Annotated in this window: 18 protein-coding genes and 2 pseudogenes; 14 read left to right on the top strand and 6 right to left on the bottom strand. The window is 39.8% G+C overall.

Going from position 1 to position 17,616, the window contains the following annotated elements:
* Positions 1-3 precede the first annotated feature (3 nt).
* From AC3ZVC_RS21980 to lpdA, 3 genes are all read left to right on the top strand, one after another.
* Entirely contained in the window at positions 4-981 is a 978-nt protein-coding gene (locus AC3ZVC_RS21980; RefSeq protein WP_490065229.1) for an alpha-ketoacid dehydrogenase subunit beta, read from the top strand.
* A gap of 91 nt (positions 982-1,072) precedes the next feature.
* Complete coding sequence (locus tag AC3ZVC_RS21975; RefSeq protein ID WP_490065228.1) at positions 1,073-2,425, top strand: dihydrolipoamide acetyltransferase family protein; 1,353 nt, start codon at positions 1,073-1,075, stop codon at positions 2,423-2,425.
* 3 nt (positions 2,426-2,428) lie between these two features.
* Positions 2,429-3,838 (top strand): dihydrolipoyl dehydrogenase, encoded by a 1,410-nt coding sequence (gene lpdA, locus AC3ZVC_RS21970; RefSeq protein WP_490065227.1) that lies wholly within the window; start codon positions 2,429-2,431, stop codon positions 3,836-3,838.
* 40 nt (positions 3,839-3,878) lie between these two features.
* Here lpdA and AC3ZVC_RS21965 read toward each other — a convergent pair whose 3' ends face one another.
* The gene (locus AC3ZVC_RS21965) at positions 3,879-4,259 is read right to left on the bottom strand and encodes a small peptidoglycan-associated lipoprotein (protein WP_490065226.1); all 381 of its coding nucleotides are present in this window, start codon (positions 4,257-4,259) and stop codon (positions 3,879-3,881) included.
* A gap of 388 nt (positions 4,260-4,647) precedes the next feature.
* On the opposite strand from AC3ZVC_RS21965, the gene AC3ZVC_RS21960 reads away from it, so the two are divergent.
* Entirely contained in the window at positions 4,648-4,893 is a 246-nt protein-coding gene (locus AC3ZVC_RS21960) for a hypothetical protein (protein ID WP_490065225.1), read from the top strand.
* A 63-nt stretch (positions 4,894-4,956) separates the two neighbouring features.
* On the opposite strand, the gene AC3ZVC_RS21955 is transcribed toward AC3ZVC_RS21960, so the two are convergent.
* Positions 4,957-6,480: a glycine betaine uptake BCCT transporter gene (locus AC3ZVC_RS21955; RefSeq protein ID WP_490065224.1), complete on the bottom strand. Its 1,524-nt coding sequence runs from the start codon at positions 6,478-6,480 to the stop codon at positions 4,957-4,959.
* A gap of 248 nt (positions 6,481-6,728) precedes the next feature.
* On the opposite strand from AC3ZVC_RS21955, the pseudogene AC3ZVC_RS21950 reads away from it, so the two are divergent.
* Positions 6,729-7,303 (top strand): annotated as a pseudogene (locus tag AC3ZVC_RS21950) (polysaccharide deacetylase family protein); the annotation flags it as partial.
* Between the two features lie 66 nt (positions 7,304-7,369).
* Positions 7,370-7,594 carry a hypothetical protein gene (locus AC3ZVC_RS21945; RefSeq protein WP_490069011.1) on the top strand — a complete coding sequence of 75 codons (225 nt, stop codon included), beginning with the start codon at positions 7,370-7,372 and terminating at the stop codon, positions 7,592-7,594.
* Between the two features lie 482 nt (positions 7,595-8,076).
* On the opposite strand, the gene AC3ZVC_RS21940 is transcribed toward AC3ZVC_RS21945, so the two are convergent.
* Positions 8,077-8,511 (bottom strand): DUF1885 family protein, encoded by a 435-nt coding sequence (locus AC3ZVC_RS21940; RefSeq protein WP_490068984.1) that lies wholly within the window; start codon positions 8,509-8,511, stop codon positions 8,077-8,079.
* A gap of 174 nt (positions 8,512-8,685) precedes the next feature.
* On the opposite strand from AC3ZVC_RS21940, the pseudogene AC3ZVC_RS21935 reads away from it, so the two are divergent.
* Together AC3ZVC_RS21935 and AC3ZVC_RS21930 are read left to right on the top strand one after the other, a co-directional pair.
* Positions 8,686-8,984: pseudogene (locus tag AC3ZVC_RS21935) on the top strand (DUF3055 domain-containing protein).
* Positions 8,985-9,211: 227 nt separating this feature from the next.
* Positions 9,212-9,343, top strand: a complete 132-nt coding sequence (locus AC3ZVC_RS21930; protein ID WP_214724555.1) for a GapA-binding peptide SR1P — start codon at positions 9,212-9,214, stop codon at positions 9,341-9,343.
* Positions 9,344-9,385: 42 nt separating this feature from the next.
* Here AC3ZVC_RS21930 and AC3ZVC_RS21925 read toward each other — a convergent pair whose 3' ends face one another.
* The gene (locus tag AC3ZVC_RS21925; protein ID WP_490065223.1) at positions 9,386-10,855 is read right to left on the bottom strand and encodes an aminotransferase class I/II-fold pyridoxal phosphate-dependent enzyme; all 1,470 of its coding nucleotides are present in this window, start codon (positions 10,853-10,855) and stop codon (positions 9,386-9,388) included.
* 231 nt (positions 10,856-11,086) lie between these two features.
* Here AC3ZVC_RS21925 and AC3ZVC_RS21920 point away from each other — a divergent pair, with 231 nt between their 5' ends.
* Positions 11,087-12,046 (top strand): NAD(P)H-dependent flavin oxidoreductase, encoded by a 960-nt coding sequence (locus AC3ZVC_RS21920; protein WP_490065222.1) that lies wholly within the window; start codon positions 11,087-11,089, stop codon positions 12,044-12,046.
* A gap of 42 nt (positions 12,047-12,088) precedes the next feature.
* Complete coding sequence (locus AC3ZVC_RS21915) at positions 12,089-12,361, top strand: UPF0223 family protein (RefSeq protein ID WP_490065221.1); 273 nt, start codon at positions 12,089-12,091, stop codon at positions 12,359-12,361.
* A gap of 99 nt (positions 12,362-12,460) precedes the next feature.
* Here the strand turns inward: AC3ZVC_RS21915 and AC3ZVC_RS21910 are convergent, their stop codons facing one another.
* A complete protein-coding gene (locus AC3ZVC_RS21910) occupies positions 12,461-13,081 on the bottom strand; it encodes a YktB family protein (protein WP_490065220.1) in 621 nt (206 codons plus the stop codon).
* Between the two features lie 300 nt (positions 13,082-13,381).
* Here AC3ZVC_RS21910 and AC3ZVC_RS21905 point away from each other — a divergent pair, with 300 nt between their 5' ends.
* From AC3ZVC_RS21905 to AC3ZVC_RS21895, 3 genes are all read left to right on the top strand, one after another.
* On the top strand, positions 13,382-13,576 hold the full coding sequence (locus AC3ZVC_RS21905) for a hypothetical protein (protein WP_110067295.1): 195 nt from the start codon (positions 13,382-13,384) through the stop codon (positions 13,574-13,576).
* A gap of 463 nt (positions 13,577-14,039) precedes the next feature.
* Positions 14,040-14,840, top strand: coding sequence for an inositol monophosphatase family protein (locus AC3ZVC_RS21900; RefSeq protein WP_490065219.1), 801 nt, complete (start codon positions 14,040-14,042; stop codon positions 14,838-14,840).
* On the top strand, positions 14,827-15,297 hold the full coding sequence (locus tag AC3ZVC_RS21895) for a GNAT family N-acetyltransferase (RefSeq protein WP_490065218.1): 471 nt from the start codon (positions 14,827-14,829) through the stop codon (positions 15,295-15,297). Before AC3ZVC_RS21900 ends, AC3ZVC_RS21895 begins: the two co-directional genes overlap by 14 nt.
* Before the next feature lie 39 nt (positions 15,298-15,336).
* Here the strand turns inward: AC3ZVC_RS21895 and AC3ZVC_RS21890 are convergent, their stop codons facing one another.
* On the bottom strand, positions 15,337-15,522 hold the full coding sequence (locus AC3ZVC_RS21890) for a YlaF family protein (RefSeq protein ID WP_490065217.1): 186 nt from the start codon (positions 15,520-15,522) through the stop codon (positions 15,337-15,339).
* Positions 15,523-15,750: 228 nt separating this feature from the next.
* On the opposite strand from AC3ZVC_RS21890, the gene typA reads away from it, so the two are divergent.
* The gene (gene typA / locus AC3ZVC_RS21885) at positions 15,751-17,589 is read left to right on the top strand and encodes a translational GTPase TypA (protein WP_490065216.1); all 1,839 of its coding nucleotides are present in this window, start codon (positions 15,751-15,753) and stop codon (positions 17,587-17,589) included.
* Positions 17,590-17,616: the final 27 nt, after the last annotated feature.

The following is a 17,616-nucleotide window of genomic DNA, read 5'->3' as shown; positions in this document are numbered from 1 at the left end:
GCCATGGCGCAAATGACAATGATTCAGGCAATTACTGATGCCCTGCGCACAGAATTGCGTAACGATCCGAATGTTTTAGTATTCGGTGAAGATGTAGGCGTAAACGGCGGCGTTTTCCGTGCTACCGAAGGCCTTCAAAAAGAATTCGGCGAAGAGCGTGTATTTGATACACCACTAGCTGAATCCGGAATCGGCGGTCTGGCAGTCGGTCTTGGTTTACAGGGCTTCCGTCCAGTTCCTGAAATTCAATTCTTTGGTTTCGTTTATGAAGTAATGGATTCTATTTCCGGCCAGCTGGCGCGTATGCGTTACCGTTCCGGAGGAAGATACAGTGCACCGGTTACAATCCGCTCACCATTCGGAGGAGGCGTACATACTCCTGAAATGCACGCGGACAGCCTTGAAGGTCTTATGGCACAGCAGCCGGGATTAAAGGTTGTCATTCCATCAACTCCATATGATGCGAAAGGCCTGCTGATTTCAGCTATCCGTGATAACGATCCTGTTATCTTCCTTGAGCACATGAAATTATACCGTTCTTTCCGCCAGGAAGTGCCAGAAGAGGAATATTCAATTCCGCTTGGCAAGGCAGAAGTAAAGAGAGAAGGCTCAGACCTTACAATTGTCACTTATGGCGCAATGGTTCATGAGTCATTGAAAGCGGCTGAAGAGCTTGAAAAAGAAGGCAAGTCTGCTGAAGTTATCGATTTGCGCACAGTTGCTCCGCTTGATATCGATACAATTATTGCTTCTGTTGAGAAAACAGGAAGAGCTATTGTTGTTCAGGAAGCACAGAAGCAAGCTGGTGTTGCAGCAAATGTAGTTGCTGAAATCAATGACCGTGCAATCCTTAGCCTTGAAGCTCCAGTCCTTCGTGTAGCGGCTCCAGATACTGTATTTGCTTTCCCGCAAGCTGAAACAGTATGGCTGCCAAACTATAAAGATGTAATCGAAACAGCTAAAAAAGTTCTTGAATTTTAATTGTGAATAACTGATAGCACACGGGGGAAAATATCCCCCTGACGTGTTTTATTATGAATGAACGAACGAAATAATAGGAGGTTGAATTCCATTGGCATTCCAATTTAGATTGCCTGACATTGGTGAAGGTATCCATGAAGGTGAAATCGTCAAGTGGTTTGTAAAGCCAGGCGATGAAGTACAAGAAGATGACGTGCTTTGTGAGGTTCAAAACGATAAAGCAGTTGTTGAAATTCCTTCCCCTGTTAAAGGTAAAGTCGAAGAAATTCTTGTTGAAGAAGGAACAGTTGCAACTGTAGGGCAGGTCTTAATTACGTTTGATGCTCCTGGATATGAGGACCTTAAATTCAAGGGAGACCATGAAGATGAGGCTCCTAAAGAAGAAAAAACAGAAGCACAAGTACAGGCAACAGCAGAAGCTGGCCAGGACGTGAAGAAAGAAGAAGCTCCTGCACAGGATGCACCTAAAGAAGGAGCGGTTATTTCTCAGGCTGATGTTGATCCTAACCGCCGCATTATTGCAATGCCTTCTGTTAGAAAATACGCTCGTGACAAAGGCGTGGACATACGCCAGGTAGCTGGAAGCGGCAAAAATGGGCGCATTCAAAAAGCTGACATTGATGCATTCCTGAATGGCGGAGCACAAGCTCAAGCTGCTGAAGGCCCTGCACAGGAAGCTGCACCAAAAGCTGAGGCAAAAGAAACTGCACCTGCAGCTGCACAGACGATTCCTGCTGGACAATATCCGGAAACTCGCGAGAAGATGAGCGGAATCCGCAAAGCCATTGCCAAGGCTATGGTAAACTCTAAGCATACTGCCCCACACGTTACATTAATGGATGAAATTGATGTAACGAAGCTTGTTGCTCACCGCAAGAAGTTTAAAGAAGTTGCGGCTAATAAAGGAATCAAGCTTACATTCCTTCCTTATGTGGTAAAGGCATTAACAAGCGCATTGCGTGAATTCCCTGCCTTAAATACATCCATTGATGATGCTGCAGGTGAAATCATCCATAAGCATTACTACAACATTGGAATTGCAGCTGATACGGAGAAAGGTCTTCTTGTACCGGTTGTAAAGGATGCAGACCGCAAATCTACCTTTGCAATTTCAAACGAAATTAACGAACTTGCTGGAAAAGCTCGTGATGGAAAGCTTGCTCCGGATGAAATGAAAGGTGCTTCATGCACAATCACAAATATCGGGTCTGCAGGCGGACAATGGTTTACTCCAGTTATAAATCACCCTGAAGTTGCCATTCTTGGTATTGGCCGAATTGCTGAAAAGCCGGTCGTAAAAGACGGAGAAATTGTTGCTGCTCCAGTATTGGCATTGTCACTTAGCTTTGACCACAGAATCATTGATGGAGCAACTGCACAGAACGCACTAAACCACATCAAGCGTTTACTGAACGATCCAGAACTATTGTTAATGGAGGCGTAATAAATGGTAGTAGGAGATTTCCCTATTGAAACAGATACTATAGTCATTGGCGCAGGTCCAGGAGGATATGTTGCAGCTATCCGCGCAGCACAGCTTGGACAGAAGGTTACAATTGTAGAAAAAGCTAATATGGGCGGTGTTTGCTTAAATGTTGGATGTATTCCTTCAAAGGCATTGATCGCAGCAGGCCACCGCTACGAAACAGCTAAGCACTCAGAAGCGATGGGTATTACAGCTGAAAACGTAAAAGTTGATTTTACAAAAGTCCAAGAATTTAAATCCGGTGTAGTTAAGAAGCTTACTGGTGGAGTAGAAGGCCTGTTAAAGGGGAATAAAGTTGACATCGTTCGTGGTGAAGCTTATTTTGTTGACAATAATACCCTTCGAGTTATGGATGATAATTCAGCACAAACATACACGTTTAAAAATGCTATCATTGCAACTGGTTCACGTCCGATTGAACTGCCTGCTTTTAAATACTCTAAACGTGTTCTAGATTCAACAGGTGCACTTGCACTTCAAGAGATTCCAGAAAAAATCGTTGTAATTGGCGGCGGTGTTATTGGGATTGAACTTGGAGGGGCTTATGCGAACTTTGGTTCACAAGTGACCATCCTTGAGGGTGCAGATGATATCCTTGTGGGATTTGAGAAACAAATGTCTTCTCTTGTAAAACGGAACCTAAAGAAAAAAGGCGTTGAATTCATTACGAAAGCACTTGCTAAAGGTGTTGAAGAGAATGAAAATGGGGTTACCGTTAAGTTCGAAGAAAAAGGCGAAGAAAAATCACTTGATGCAGATTATGTGTTTGTAATGGTTGGACGACGTCCAAATACAGACGAACTAGGCTTAGAACAGGTCGGCATTAAGATGAGTGAACGCGGTGTTATTGAAATCGATAAACATTGCCGTACAAATGTGAGCAATATTTATGCTATCGGAGATATTGTTGAAGGTCCTCAATTAGCTCATAAAGCTTCTTACGAAGGTAAGATTGCTGCAGAAGCAATTGCTGGCCATAACGCTGAAATTGATTACCTTGCAATTCCGGCTGTGGTATTCTCTGAGCCTGAATTAGCATCAGTCGGTTATACAGAACAACAGGCGAAAGAAGAAGGAATTGAAGTAACAGCAGCGAAATTCCCATTTGCAGCTAACGGACGTGCGCTTGCGCTCGACTCAACTGATGGTTTCTTAAAGCTTGTTACACGTAAAGAAGATGGACTTGTAATAGGTGCTCAAATTGCAGGTGCAAGTGCATCTGATATGATTGCTGAACTTGGATTGGCTATTGAAGCTGGCATGACTGCAGAAGATCTTGCTATGACGATTCATGCTCACCCAACATTAGGTGAAATCACAATGGAAGCAGCAGAAGTTGCTATTGGCAGTCCTATTCATATCGTAAAATAATAAAAAAATCCTTCCCATTTCGGGAAGGATTTTTTTCGTTTTAGCTGCCGCTATCCAACGCGTGCGCCATAGGTTTAACAATTTGTTCTTTTGGAACATTTCCTTTTATCTCAACAAGCACTTCATCTTGATACACCAGTAAAATCGCCGGACAGTTTTTAACCTCATAATTGTTATAATAATTTTTTGATTCTGATGCAGTGATAATCTTCATATTTTTTATTTCTTCCGGAAAGCTTCTCTTTAATTCGATGATTGCATCATAATAAGAGACTTCTTGCTCGTATTGTTTATGATTGGAGAAGAAAATAATTTGTTTAACACTTTTGTCAATTATCAGTTCTTTTTTTGCTTCTTTATGATTGCATGAAGAGGTCACAAACAAGAGAGAAACGATTATTAAAAGCGGCAGACCTTTCATATCCATTGCCCTCACTTTATAAAAGATTCCATAAAACGAATAGAAGACAGTTCAAAATTAAAGTGTATATCTTTTATAGTATAAAAGTCTATATGATTTTCCATTAAGCTAACAGTTAGGCAATTATTTGAAGCCTTTACCTCATAATAATGAGTATTTTATCATACAGATTATTAATATTTTGGCTTGTCATTCAAATGTTACAGAAATGAAAAATAAGATTTTCATTTTAAACATATATTACAAACACACAGTGTTTCCTTTAATAAAGGATGTGCTAGCCTCAGTGTGATTTTAGCCCCCTGGTGTCGGGAGAGAAAATCGTTAGGCAAGTTTAACATAGTCTTTAAAAAGGGAAATGGATGATAAAATGTGGTGGTGGGAAAAAATGAAGATTTATACAGCTCTCTTGCTTCAGTTGATTATTTGGAGCGGTTATACATTCATTGAATGGCTGTCAAAATATGACCAGCTTGTATACAAAGTTATTATGTTTTTCGTATTTTTCTACTTGGCAATAAATATTGGGAATTGGATTATTAAATCGGCAAAAAAAACATTAATGGTCACACTAATGAGTTTAAGCTTATATGGCTCTTTTCATTTGGTTATGTCATACCTCAGTCATTGGTAAAGTAAGTCTGAACATATTGGCAAAAGAAAAGCAGGCACCTGTCCACGCAGGTGCCTGCTTTTTCTATGATTTATGCACTTTTCGATCGGGAATGATTTCTTCTTTAAATGCTTTTATAAGTGAAACAACAATTAGAAGCATGATGATTGTAAAAGGCAGTGCTGCGATTATGGACGCTCTTTGGAGTGCCTCCAATCCACCTGTCCATAATAATATAGCTGCTGAGGCAGATTGGATTATCCCCCAGACAAATTTTATTCTGTTGGAAGGGTTTAGGCTTCCGTTAGTTGTCTGCATGCCAAGAACGAAGGTGGCAGAATCTGCAGATGTGATAAAGAAGGTGCTGATTAAGAAGATAGCCAATAGAGATAGAACGGTTGAGAAAGGAAAGTTATCAAAAACGGTAAACAAAGCGACTTCCATTCCTTGTTGTTCAATTGAATCCATTACTGGCTTTGCTTCAAAAAATTCAAGGTATATTCCGGTTCCGCCGAAAACGGAAAACCATAAAGCCCCAAATAGGGTAGGAACGGCAAGTACGCCGATCACAAATTCCCGGATGGTTCTTCCTTTGGAGATACGGGCTATAAAGGTTCCGACAAATGGTGCCCATGCAATCCACCATGCCCAATAAAAGATCGTCCAATCCTGGAACCATGTTAGTTCCTGATCAAATGGGCTTAATCTGAAGCTCATAGAAGGCAGGTTTTGAAGGTAAGAGCCGATGGTTGTTGTAAATAGATCCATAATAAAATTTGTAGGACCTACAAATAGCAGGAACACCATTAAAGCTATAGCTAAGAAAATGTTTAAATTACTTAAGTATTTTATTCCTTTATTTAAACCTGTTTGTGCAGAAAGCATAAATAGGATGGTAACGATGGCAATAACCGTTAACTGGGTAGTAATGTTATTATCGATTCCGGCAAATGTTGCAGATAGTCCCCCTGTAATTTGTATGGCTCCAAGACCCAAAGAGGTTGCAACACCAAATACAGTAGCAAAAACGGCAATGAAATTAATGATCACGCCCAGAGGACCGTCAACACGGTCGCCTAAAACAGGCCTTAATATTGAGCTAATAACTCCTGGTGCTCCTTTTCTAAATTGAAAATAGGCAAGAGCAAGCGCAATTACTGTATAAATCGCCCATGGATGGAGTCCCCAGTGGAAAAAGGAATACCTCATTGCTGCTCTAGCAGCATCGGGTGTCTGCCCATCTGAAAATGGCGGGGCATAATAATGGTACATTGGTTCCGCCACTCCCCAAAATACAAGGCCGATCCCCATCCCGGCACTGAAGAGCATAGCAAACCAAGTTAGATAATTATATTCTGGTCTGTCAGCATCCTTCCCTAAGCGAATATTTCCGTACTTAGTGAATATTAATAGAATAGAAAAAATTAAAAAGGCTGAAGCTGATAATAAATAAAACCAGCCAAATTTCTCTAGTATGAATCCTTGAATGTTCTGTGTGACTGTGTCAAGGTTTCCATTTGGCAATACACTTTGCGGGACAAGTCCCCATAAAATAAATAATGCTGTGAATAGGACTGAGACCGTAAATACGGGTGTCAGTTTCTTCATCAAATCCCTCCATATCTTTTCAATTGTAATATTTTTTAACTGATAAAAAAATGTGTGTAAAACTCCCTGGCCGTTAAGAAAATAGGAAAAATGTTTTATAATGTTCATATCGAACCTATTTCGTGTAAATGCAGTGGGTAAGGGTAAGGAGTGAGTAGGGGAACAACTCTTTGGCTCTTTGAAAGCCATTATTGATAATACCACTTATTGGGTTGACTGAAAAGAAATATGCTTTAAAGGAGGACAACATGATAAAAGCAGGGGTTATGATACTATTTTCTGTCATTCTGTTTCTGTCTGCATGCGGTACTGTAAAAAAGGAAGAGGCAGCAACAGTCAAAAAGGAACAAGAAGAAGTTGAAGAAGCAACGGAAGTAAGCAATTCTGAGCAGGAAACAAATATACAGGCGAACGAAGGAAGCAATAACAAAGAAGATAGCGGTAATAAAATAAGCCAAGATAAAACTGCAGCAGCCGTTGAAACGGAATACCAGATAAATGAGAACAATTGGACCATTGAACCTATAAAAAATGCAAATTCAAAAGTTGTTCTACTAACGATTGATGACGCTCCTGATACATACGCGCTCCAAATGGCTGAAATCTTAAAGAAGCTGGGTGCACCGGCAATCTTTTTTGTAAATGGACATTTTATTGATACGCCAGATGAGGCAGCCGTACTGAAAGCCATTCATGATCTGGATTTCCAATTGGCAATCACACATACAGCCACCAAAACCTGAAAGACCTTTCAGAGGAACAGCAATACAGTGAAATTGTCGGCCTGAATGATAAAATAGAAGACATAATTGGACAAAGGCCAAAATTTTTTAGAGCTCCTTTTGGTTCCAATACAGATTACAGCAAAAAGATCGCACAGGATGAAAAAATGCTCGTTATGAATTGGACTTATGGATATGACTGGGAAAAAGAATATCAATCCAAAGAGGCTCTGATAGACATAATGGTCAATTCGCCATATTTAGTAGAGGGTGCCAATTTATTGATGCATGACAGGCAATGGACAAAGGAAGCTCTTGAGGATATCGTAAAAGGACTGCAAAATAAAGGATATGAAATGGCAGACCCAGCACGAATCAAAACGGTTCAATAAAGTTTTGATTGGATTACGGAATCTTTTAGAAAAGAGCCTAAAAGGAGAAAGAGGAGTCTCTAGTTTGTCTCCTCTTCCTTCCGTGGTTTTCTTGTAATATATCTTGAAAAAATAGTGTAAAGGGGAAAGAACAATAAAAAATAACTAAAGAAAGAAAAAAGAAAAGGTACAGCTTTGTAGTCCGTTTCTTTTTCAAAAGGAGAGGTAAATTTTACTTCCAATGGATAAGAAAAGGAATCCTCAGGGAAGGATATTGTTTGTTCCGCGAGAGGGAATGGAGCACCGAACTCAATATTTTGAAGGGTGTTTTCCGGTTTCCGCTCATAATACGAGTGAAAAATAAATGGAGATATTATAGTAACGCCAAGCTTAGTATTCCTATAATAATATCCTTTTTGCTGATCATGATTCACCTCTTGGGTTTGTGTATAAATAGAATAAGAACAGCTTTGGAGCTGTTCTCTTTAGTAAGTCTTTTATTTTTATTTTCTGGGATAGAAATACATAACTCTTCCATTAAATAAGTGCAATTCCCCTTTAAGCTTTTTAGCAAGGAATTTGCAGAATTCGTTGGCTTTCCCCTTGTCACCAAACGTAGCGCTTTCTGGCAATGTTATTTGTATGTAGGTTTGCTCACTTTCAGAACCATCTTCTGCTCTGATCATTTCTTTATCCACACCGAGTATAATAGCATTATAGCGGTCATGGTTTGACAAAAGGTAAAACCAGCTGCCTTTTCCTTCTGGCTTTTCTTTAATTTCGTAAGGAAAAGCGGCATCATCATATTCCCACTTAATCTGGTCACCTGTTTTTCCTGTAATGTCTTTAAAATACAAAAATAGTTCTTTAAGCTCTTCAGTTGTGATACTTTCCTTATCTGATGAAGGAACAAGCTTTATATATGCATTAGCTGCCATCATCTTTCCCCCCATTATCCCAAATAGTGTGGTAAGAACATCCTATTTCATTCTAGCACTGATTAAAATCTTATGACAACTTAAAATAGGAAGGAAAATTTAAAATACTTGTCAAAAATGGGAAGTTGAATTATAATAATATTCTAAATATTAAATTAAAAAAGGAGGAATAATATGGAGTTTTTCGAGAAGCTCTACGATGAGCATGAAAATGTTAATGTTCGATTTGTTGGTTTTACAACCGAAACAACCCGTTATGATTTTGGTATCGTTTATACGAATCTCTTCTTTTCTAAGCCTCTGGTTATTTGTATGCAAACAGGCCGCTCTACTCTCCTCGACCCTAAAATTTCGAAGATATTGAATACTTACAAAAGGCATTTAAGCTTGATTTATATGAACAGGCAGCGGATTTGAGTGAATTTTTCAAAGAAGCAATACCGGGTGCCCATTTTGAAACACAATATGAATAATATTTAAGGAATCTTATAAAAAAGCAGACATTTAGGTCTGCTTTTTTATATTGTGACATACTAATAAGAAAGGTATACGAGCATGATGAAAAGTAAAATACCAAAAAATACTTTAAATATGTTATACAATTAGGCTTGAAATATTAATAGTGTTATATTATTATTGATTTAAGAAGTTAAGCGCTTACAGTTTAAATAAAAAACTCAATGAAAAGGAGAATGAAAAGATGGGTACAATCGTATGCCAGGCTTGCAATTCAACTATCGATCACTTTGAGGATGAAAAAGTAACGGTTTTGTATTCTAAACAATGCAACTGCTGTGACGGAGAAAAAACAGACAAAGCTAATAACCGCTAATAATAAAAAGAGCCTATTCCATAAAGGAAAGGCTCTTTTGCTTTATCGTATGGCACGATGTTCTTCAATGACGCGCAGGTATTTGAAATCATAATCCTCCGGTCCTTGTACTGGAAGTCCGGCTTCCATATTTGTTTTAATATACCAAAGATTTTCTTTTGTAATGATTTCCCCTGGGATAAAAATCGGTATGCCGGGCGGATAGACCATGATGAATTCAGCTATAATTCTTCCTTCTGATTCATCAAAAGGCACCAGCTCTGTATCAGCATAAAAGGCATCGCGAGGCGTTAAGGATAAGACTGGAATATCAGGCAGCAGCACCTGAGTTTCAAGTTTTTCAGAATTTCCTTCACGTTCTTTCGCAAGTTCAGCAAGAGCAGATACTAAAATGTCGGCTTCTCTTTGCGTGTCTCCTGGTGTGATGATACAAAGGATGTTATATAAATCGGACATTTCCACTTCGATATTATGTTTTTCGCGAAGCCAATTTTCAACATCAAAACCGTTCATGCCAAGTTCCTTAACCGAAATGATCAATTTTGTCGGATCATAGTCATGGGCAGCTTTCGTTTCCAATATTTCTTCTCCGACGCAATATAAGCGATCAATATCATTTATGCGGCGGCGGATCGATTGTGCCAATTCAATAGTTTGGCCAATAAGCTCCTTGCCCTCAGTGGCAAGGCGTTTTCTGGCAACATCCAATGAAGCAAGCAATAAATAGGAAGTGGAAGTAGTCGTCAGCATACTCAAAATGGATTGAACCCTTTTGGCCGATACAAGGTTACCTTTCATGTTTAAAACAGAGCTTTGCGTCATCGACCCTCCCAATTTATGGACCGATGTAGCTGCCAAATCTGCTCCGGCCTGCATAGCAGATAATGGCAGCTCGTCATGGAAGTGGATATGCACTCCATGCGCTTCATCAACGAGGACAGGCACATTATAGGAATGGGCAATGTCTACAATTTTCTTCAAATCAGCTGAAATGCCGAAATAGGTTGGATTTATAACCAGAACTCCCTTGGCATCTGGATGGAGTTCAAGGGCTTTTGATACAGATTCAGTTGTAATTCCGTGTGATATACCCAGTTTTTCATCAATCTCGGGATGAATGAAAATTGGCGTTGCACCTGAGAAAACAATAGCAGACATAACGGATTTATGGACATTCCGAGGAACGATAATTTTATCTCCAGGACCGCATACCGCCATAACCATCGTCATGATGGCTCCGCTTGTACCCTGTACAGAGAAGAATGTCCTATCAGCTCCAAATGCCTCTGCAGCAAGGTCCTGGGCTTCTTTAATAATTCCTTTTGGCTGATGGAGATCATCAAGCGGACCGATATTGATCAGGTCGATTGCAAGAGCATTATCTCCAATATATTCTCTAAATTCCGGGTCAATTCCAGTGCCTTTTTTATGCCCTGGTATATGAAACTGCACCGGATCCTTTTTTGCGTGTGCAAGTAAACCGCTGAATAACGGTGTATTATATTGAGACAACTTATTCCCACACCTCTTTAGTTAATATTTCAATGTAATCATGTTATAAAACATTTGCATTATAGCATTATTCAATCCCTTTGCATAGAAAGATTTATCGTTCTGCAACCATATGGGGCAGACAATTCCGCTGGCTAAAATTTTCCGCTTTCTTTTTAGTTTTAGAAGTTAACAGGAAATTAAAACATAAAAATAGAAATAGAAGAATATTGACGAATGGAGGTTATAATTATGAATTGGAACACAAGGGTTACGGAAATGCTAAATATTCAATATCCTATCATTCAGGGAGGGCTTGCACATCTTGCTTATTCTGATTTGGCTGCTGCCGTATCAAATGCAGGCGGGCTAGGGCAGGTAACAGCAATGTCTCTAAGCAGCCCAGGAAAACTTAAAGAAGAAATCCAAAGAGTAAAGACATTGACAGACAAGCCTTTCGGAGTTAATTTTGCTATTGGGCAGCATGGCAGGCCATTTGCTGAATATCTGGATATTGCTATTGAAGAAGAAGTTCCGGTAATATCTATGACGGGCGGAAACCCTGCCCCAATTTTTGAGCAATTAAAAGGGATAAATGTTAAGAAGCTTGTTCTGGTAGCAGCTAAAAGGCAGGCCATAAAGGCGGAGGAGCTAGGTGCCGATGCAGTAATGGTCGTCGGCCAGGAAGGAGGAGGACATCTAGGCAGGGATGATATCGGAACCTTTGTCCTCGTTCCTCAAGTGGTTGATGCTGTATCCATTCCTGTTATAGCATCAGGAGGCATCGGGGATGGCAGAGGAATGATGGCTGCGCTAAGCCTAGGAGCAGAAGGGATTGAAATGGGAACGAGATTTGTGGCGACAAAAGAGTGCGTTCATGCATCCGAATTATATAAAAACCGTCTTGTGGAAGGAACAGAAAATGATACAGTTGTCATAAAAAGAACAATTGGCGCCCCTGCCAGGGTGATTGCGAACACTTGGACAGATAAAATCCTCGAAATAGAAAGACAAAACGGCGGTTACGAACAATTAAAGAATTACATAAGCGGGAATGCTAATAAGAAATATATTCATGAGGGGAAAGACCATGAAGGTTTCGCATGGGCTGGCCAGGTAATGGGGTTAATCAAGGATGTGCCGACTGTTGATGAGTTAATTCAGCGGATGGTAGCTGAGGGGGAAAGTGTCCGCAAAAAGTGGGCTGAGTAAAATATAGAGGCAGCAGGATTATCATAAATGAGGTGGAACGACATGGAATATCAATACCCGATTGATCATGATTGGTCAACAGAAGAAATTGTAGATGTTATTAAATATTTCGAAAGTATTGAGCAAGCATATGAAAAAGGAATTGAGCGGGATCAATTAATGAATGCCTACAGACGGTTTAAGGAAATAGTACCGGGCAAAGCCCAGGAAAAAAATCTTTGTGATGAATTTGAAGAACAGAGCGGCTATTCATCGTACAAAACGGTGAAGGCAGCCAAAGAGTCTACTGCAGGGGATAAAATAAAAATGAAATAACAGGCCTGGCATTCGAGCTGCACCGGGGCTACAGAACGAAAAAGCAAAACCTCCTACTTGAAAGGAAGTTTTGCTTTTTTTGATATTAATTAATGATGTTTATGCCATTTTGTATAGGGGTAATAAATTTCTAAATACAGAATCTGCTTTTTCAATAAATTGATCAGGCGACATGCTGACGGCTTCTTCTCTAGGGATATTGATGCCGCACAGAATTTCAGCCTTCTTGACAGTTTGCAGGCGAACAAACATGGATTGTAATTCATCTTTAGATAATTGGTTATGCGGAAGCACCGATGGTTTTGTATGATCAACAGACCAGACATAATCCTTAGGTACTTCTTTATACAATTTATCCAAACTGTCCTCGAAAGCTTTTCCGATGGCCTCTTTACTCGGTGCTTCATAGATGACAGCAAACCAAATGAATACATGTGTTTCCCATAAGCCAATTTGAAAATGAGGAAGCATCTTGTAGCCTCTTGAATTACTTGCAAAGGAAACCCAAGTATCATTTGGGGGATTCTTGGTTCGCCTCGCATGTTTAGCAACATGAGGAAACATTTCATCGCCTGATAAAGCAGAAAGCGAAGGGGCAAAATGCTGTCCCAGTTCTTCAAGCTTCGGTCTGATCGTTGACTTTAATGCTTCCATTCTGTCATCAAGGCCATCTATTTTAAAAACATCGAAATCTTCATTGGTAAAACCGGAAAATGACATAAGCTAAACCTCCTGAATGCTTTGTCAAATATTGTAGCATAACCTCGAACAATCTAGAAATATTAAGCCTTAAAGCTCTTTATAAATTAGGCTGTATTAAATCTCATGTTGATTTTGGCATTAGAATGATTGGAGCGAAAGGCAGCGCCTGAAGTGGGAACTAACAGGCGCGGTTAGCAGAGATATAATTTAAATTTGGGTTATCGCACAAATTTGTTGCATCTGAGAATTACTCTTCATATGATAATAGTAAAAATAATCAGAAAATTAATTAGATTATTGGAAGGGGTGTACTGTCTAATGAAACAACTTATGAATTCTGTTAAGAAAAAAGCCGGTGAGAGAGAAAGGACAGCAGTTCTAAGACTGGAAATGGATTATGAATTAGCTACTTTATTTGATGCCATGACAGAAAAAAATGAAGACTTAAAGAAGCAAACAAAGCTAAAGCTTGAAAGGATCAGACAGGAACTTCTAAGATTGAAAGCACTTTAAAGATGATGTTACTTGAACTGTGAAGCAAAGGAGAAAAGGCAGAAAAAATGCAGATAAAAAGCAAAAACCTTTAGAAACGAACTCCCTTATTGGATGAGGAGTTCGTTTATTATTTTATAAATGCTTCTTCTTAAATAAATTTAAGGCTCGCAAATGATTATCCTCTCCCTGGGAGAGGATATAACTTGAAGAACGTTGCTAATTCATTTAAGCTCTTTATAAATTAGGCTGTGTTGAAGCGACATATTGATTTCAGCACCCTGTTGATTAGCAGAGGGGGAGACTTCAGCGGGAGAAGCGAGTCATAGGGAGACCCCTATGGCGCTATGCTTCGAAGAGGCTCCCAAACCGCCCGCGGAAGCGAGTGCCTGGAGCGAAAATCAACAGGCAAGTTTAACAGAGCCATATTTTAAAAGAAATCCCAGAAAATAAAGATGGGAACTTAGCGGAGGGTGGGCCAATTATGACGAATTGGAGCGAATTAGATACATATGCAAAAGCCTGGGTTAAAGAGGCTGGAGTCAATATCCGGAATTCCTTCAGTAAAACATTGACAATTACGACAAAGTCGAATGCAAATGATTTGGTTACGGATATTGATCAGGGAACAGAACAATTTTTCATTAAGAAAATTAAAGAGAAATATCCAGAACACCGAATCCTTGGGGAAGAGGGATTTGGCGATAAGTTAAACGACTTGGACGGAATTGTATGGATTATCGACCCAATCGATGGAACAATGAACTTTGTGCATCAGCAAAGAAATTTTGCGATTTCAATTGGCATTTATGAAAATGGCGAAGGGAAAATTGGATTGATTTACGACGTGGTGCATGATGAATTGTATCATGCTATTAAGGGGCATGGAGTTTATATGAATGAATTGGAGCTTCCTCCATTAAAAGAAACAGAAGTCTCCAAAGCGGTTATAGGGCTGAATGCTACATGGGTAACGGAAAATAAGCGGATTGATCCGTCACTGCTGGCACCGCTGGTTAAAAATGCGCGGGGGACCCGCTCTTATGGTTCAGCTGCCATAGAGATGGCTTATATTGCATCAGGGCGGGTTGATGCATATATTACCTTAAGGCTGGCGCCGTGGGACTTTGCCGCTGGTGTCATAATGATTGAGGAGCTGGGAGGAAAAGCGACTACTCTTAAAGGAGAGCCGCTGAATCTGCTTGAAAATAACTCTGTTTTTGTCTCGAAGCCGGGTCTCTACCAGGAAATCATGAAAGAGTATTTAAACAATGGAAATTGGTAATCTGTCCAGTGATTTGCTGACTGATTCAGATTGGCCATTCTTCTTAAAAATCATTAAAACCAGTCCTGAGTGGGAAGAAACCGAAAAAAGCGGGTTTAACCTTAAAAAGTACATGGCTTTGCATGAGAAACTAAATGGTGAGTGGAGACTATGGCGATTGGATGGTGAGCAGATAGCCGTCAGCTTTCATGTTTATAAATCGCCATCCAATCAAAAGCCGTGGATTGGGACTATTCTTGTTAAGGAAGAAATGCGGAGACAAGGTTTGGGTATAGCGATAATCGGCAAAATAGGTGAGGAACTGAAAAGTAGTGGCGAGAAGTCATTATTTGCGGGTGTGCCGGAATATCGCTATAAGTGGATCGAGTTTCTATCTGATGCCGGATTTGAACAGTTTAAGATGGAGACTTCTCCTGAAGGAAAAGATTACTTGATAATGGTCTGTCCGCTTATTTAAGAAAGCTGCAGCACTTGGCTGCAGCTTTTTTGCGCTTTGTTATAGCAATCCGTCTTCTCTCATTTTCTTCTTTGTTTTAAAACCGAAACCCATTACAAAAACTAACAGGATGATTGAAAAAATAATGCCAAATATGCTTCTTTCAGCCACTGCAACTCCAATTCCCATCATGCATACGGCTGCTCCAATCGCAAAAGCTAATAAAGGCCACTTGATTTTTTTCATACTATTTTACCCTCCCAGGCGGAGTAATAAGTGCATTTGCTGGCAAACAATATATAGAAATGACGTATTAAATAATTGAAATAACCTAAAAAGCAAGGCACGAACCCCTTTTCTACATTATTTTACACAAAAAGCTTTTAGGTTTCTACAGTAATTATGATATAATGTATCAGTTGTAAAAAAAATGTAGAAAAATGATTTAGTTTTTTATAAATAGGAGGAAATCTTTTGAAACTAAGAGAAGATATTCGCAATATAGCTATTATTGCCCACGTTGACCATGGTAAAACTACGCTGGTTGACGAACTTTTGAAACAGTCTGGAACATTTCGCTCAAACGAGCATGTAGAAGAACGTGCCATGGATTCAAATGATTTGGAAAGAGAACGTGGAATTACCATCTTAGCTAAAAATACTGCAGTTAAATATAAAGATACAAGAATAAATATTCTTGATACGCCAGGACACGCAGATTTTGGCGGTGAAGTTGAACGTATCATGAAAATGGTTGATGGTGTTTTATTAGTGGTTGATGCCTATGAAGGCTGTATGCCGCAAACTCGCTTCGTGCTCAAAAAGGCATTAGAACAAAAATTAACTCCAATCGTAGTTGTAAATAAAATTGACAAGGAATCTGCCCGCCCAACAGAAGTTGTTGATGAGGTAATCGATTTATTTATCGAACTTGGTGCAAATGAAGACCAGCTCGAGTTTCCGGTCATTTATGCGTCAGCTATTGCTGGGACTGCGAGTACCACTCCTGATAAACAGGATGATGATATGCATTCGGTATATGAAGCCATTATTGACCATATACCAGCACCTGCTGATAACCGAGAAGAACCGCTTCAATTCCAGGTAGCACTTTTAGATTACAATGATTATGTAGGAAGAATTGGGATTGGCCGCGTATTTCGTGGAACGATTAAGGTCGGTCAGCAAGTTGCACTGATGAAGCTTGATGGATCAGTCAAACAGTTCCGTGTGACGAAAATTTTTGGTTTCTTCGGCTTGAAGCGTGAGGAAATTCAAGAAGCTTATCCTGGAGATCTAATCGCTGTTTCCGGAATGGAAGACATCAACGTAGGGGAAACTGTCTGCCCTGTTGAGCATCAGGAAGCACTTCCTGTTCTAAGAATCGATGAGCCAACATTGCAAATGACTTTCGTTGTAAATAACAGCCCATTCGCAGGAAGAGAAGGCAAGTATATTACAGCCAGAAAAGTTGAAGAAAGATTGCGTGCCCAACTTGAGACCGATGTGAGTCTTCGTGTTGAAAATACAGATTCGCCTGACGCTTGGGTTGTATCTGGACGTGGAGAACTTCATTTATCAATCCTCATTGAAAATATGCGCCGTGAAGGTTTTGAATTGCAGGTTTCAAAGCCTGAAGTAATTATTAGAGAAATTGATGGTGTTCGCTGTGAACCTGTAGAACGTGTTCAAATTGATGTGCCAGAGGATAATACCGGCTCAATTATTGAATCAATGGGTACACGTAAAGGTGAAATGCTTGATATGGTAAATAACGGAAATGGCCAAGTGCGACTAACATTCAATGTCCCAGCCCGCGGACTAATTGGCTACTCTACAGAATTTATGACGCTTACTCGCGGATATGGTATTATCAATCACACATTTGACAGCTATCAGCCTGAGATTAAAGGACAAATTGGCGGAAGAAGCAAAGGCGTGCTCGTTTCAATGGAAAGTGGAAAGTCATCCACATATGGTATTATGCAAGTAGAGGATAGAGGAACCATTTTCGTTGAGCCAGGTACTGAGATCTATGAGGGAATGATTGTAGGTGAACATACTCGCGAGAATGATCTTACAGTTAATATCACAAAAGTGAAGCATGCAACCAACATTCGTTCTGCTAATAAGGATCAAACCAATGTAATTAAAAAGCCGCGCATATTGACACTTGAAGAGGCCCTGGAATATTTGAATGATGATGAGCTTCTTGAAGTAACACCTGAATCAATCAGGCTGCGCAAGAAAATTCTTGATAAAAATGAACGTGAAAGAGTAGCTAAGAAAAAGAAATACGCTGAAACAAACTAAGGCTAAGAAGGGGGAGGAGAGAGGGAT

The sequence above is a fragment of the Cytobacillus sp. C11.1 genome, from assembly GCF_058145115.1.
Note: the sequence above shows the minus strand (reverse complement) of the source record. Positions and strands in the feature narration are given on the sequence as shown.

What these genes read in the sequence shown, in the direction of transcription:
- AC3ZVC_RS21980 (WP_490065229.1), top strand. Translation starts at nt 4, where the DNA reads ATGGCGCAAATGACAATGATTCAGGCAATTACTGATGCCCTGCGCACA.
- lpdA (WP_490065227.1), top strand. Translation starts at nt 2,429, where the DNA reads ATGGTAGTAGGAGATTTCCCTATTGAAACAGATACTATAGTCATTGGC.
- AC3ZVC_RS21965 (WP_490065226.1), bottom strand. Translation starts at nt 4,259, where the DNA reads ATGAAAGGTCTGCCGCTTTTAATAATCGTTTCTCTCTTGTTTGTGACC.
- AC3ZVC_RS21960 (WP_490065225.1), top strand. Translation starts at nt 4,648, where the DNA reads ATGAAGATTTATACAGCTCTCTTGCTTCAGTTGATTATTTGGAGCGGT.
- AC3ZVC_RS21955 (WP_490065224.1), bottom strand. Translation starts at nt 6,480, where the DNA reads ATGAAGAAACTGACACCCGTATTTACGGTCTCAGTCCTATTCACAGCA.
- AC3ZVC_RS21945 (WP_490069011.1), top strand. Translation starts at nt 7,370, where the DNA reads ATGCTCGTTATGAATTGGACTTATGGATATGACTGGGAAAAAGAATAT.
- AC3ZVC_RS21940 (WP_490068984.1), bottom strand. Translation starts at nt 8,511, where the DNA reads ATGGCAGCTAATGCATATATAAAGCTTGTTCCTTCATCAGATAAGGAA.
- AC3ZVC_RS21930 (WP_214724555.1), top strand. Translation starts at nt 9,212, where the DNA reads ATGGGTACAATCGTATGCCAGGCTTGCAATTCAACTATCGATCACTTT.
- AC3ZVC_RS21920 (WP_490065222.1), top strand. Translation starts at nt 11,087, where the DNA reads ATGAATTGGAACACAAGGGTTACGGAAATGCTAAATATTCAATATCCT.
- AC3ZVC_RS21915 (WP_490065221.1), top strand. Translation starts at nt 12,089, where the DNA reads ATGGAATATCAATACCCGATTGATCATGATTGGTCAACAGAAGAAATT.
- AC3ZVC_RS21910 (WP_490065220.1), bottom strand. Translation starts at nt 13,081, where the DNA reads ATGTCATTTTCCGGTTTTACCAATGAAGATTTCGATGTTTTTAAAATA.
- AC3ZVC_RS21905 (WP_110067295.1), top strand. Translation starts at nt 13,382, where the DNA reads ATGAAACAACTTATGAATTCTGTTAAGAAAAAAGCCGGTGAGAGAGAA.
- AC3ZVC_RS21900 (WP_490065219.1), top strand. Translation starts at nt 14,040, where the DNA reads ATGACGAATTGGAGCGAATTAGATACATATGCAAAAGCCTGGGTTAAA.
- AC3ZVC_RS21895 (WP_490065218.1), top strand. Translation starts at nt 14,827, where the DNA reads ATGGAAATTGGTAATCTGTCCAGTGATTTGCTGACTGATTCAGATTGG.
- AC3ZVC_RS21890 (WP_490065217.1), bottom strand. Translation starts at nt 15,522, where the DNA reads ATGAAAAAAATCAAGTGGCCTTTATTAGCTTTTGCGATTGGAGCAGCC.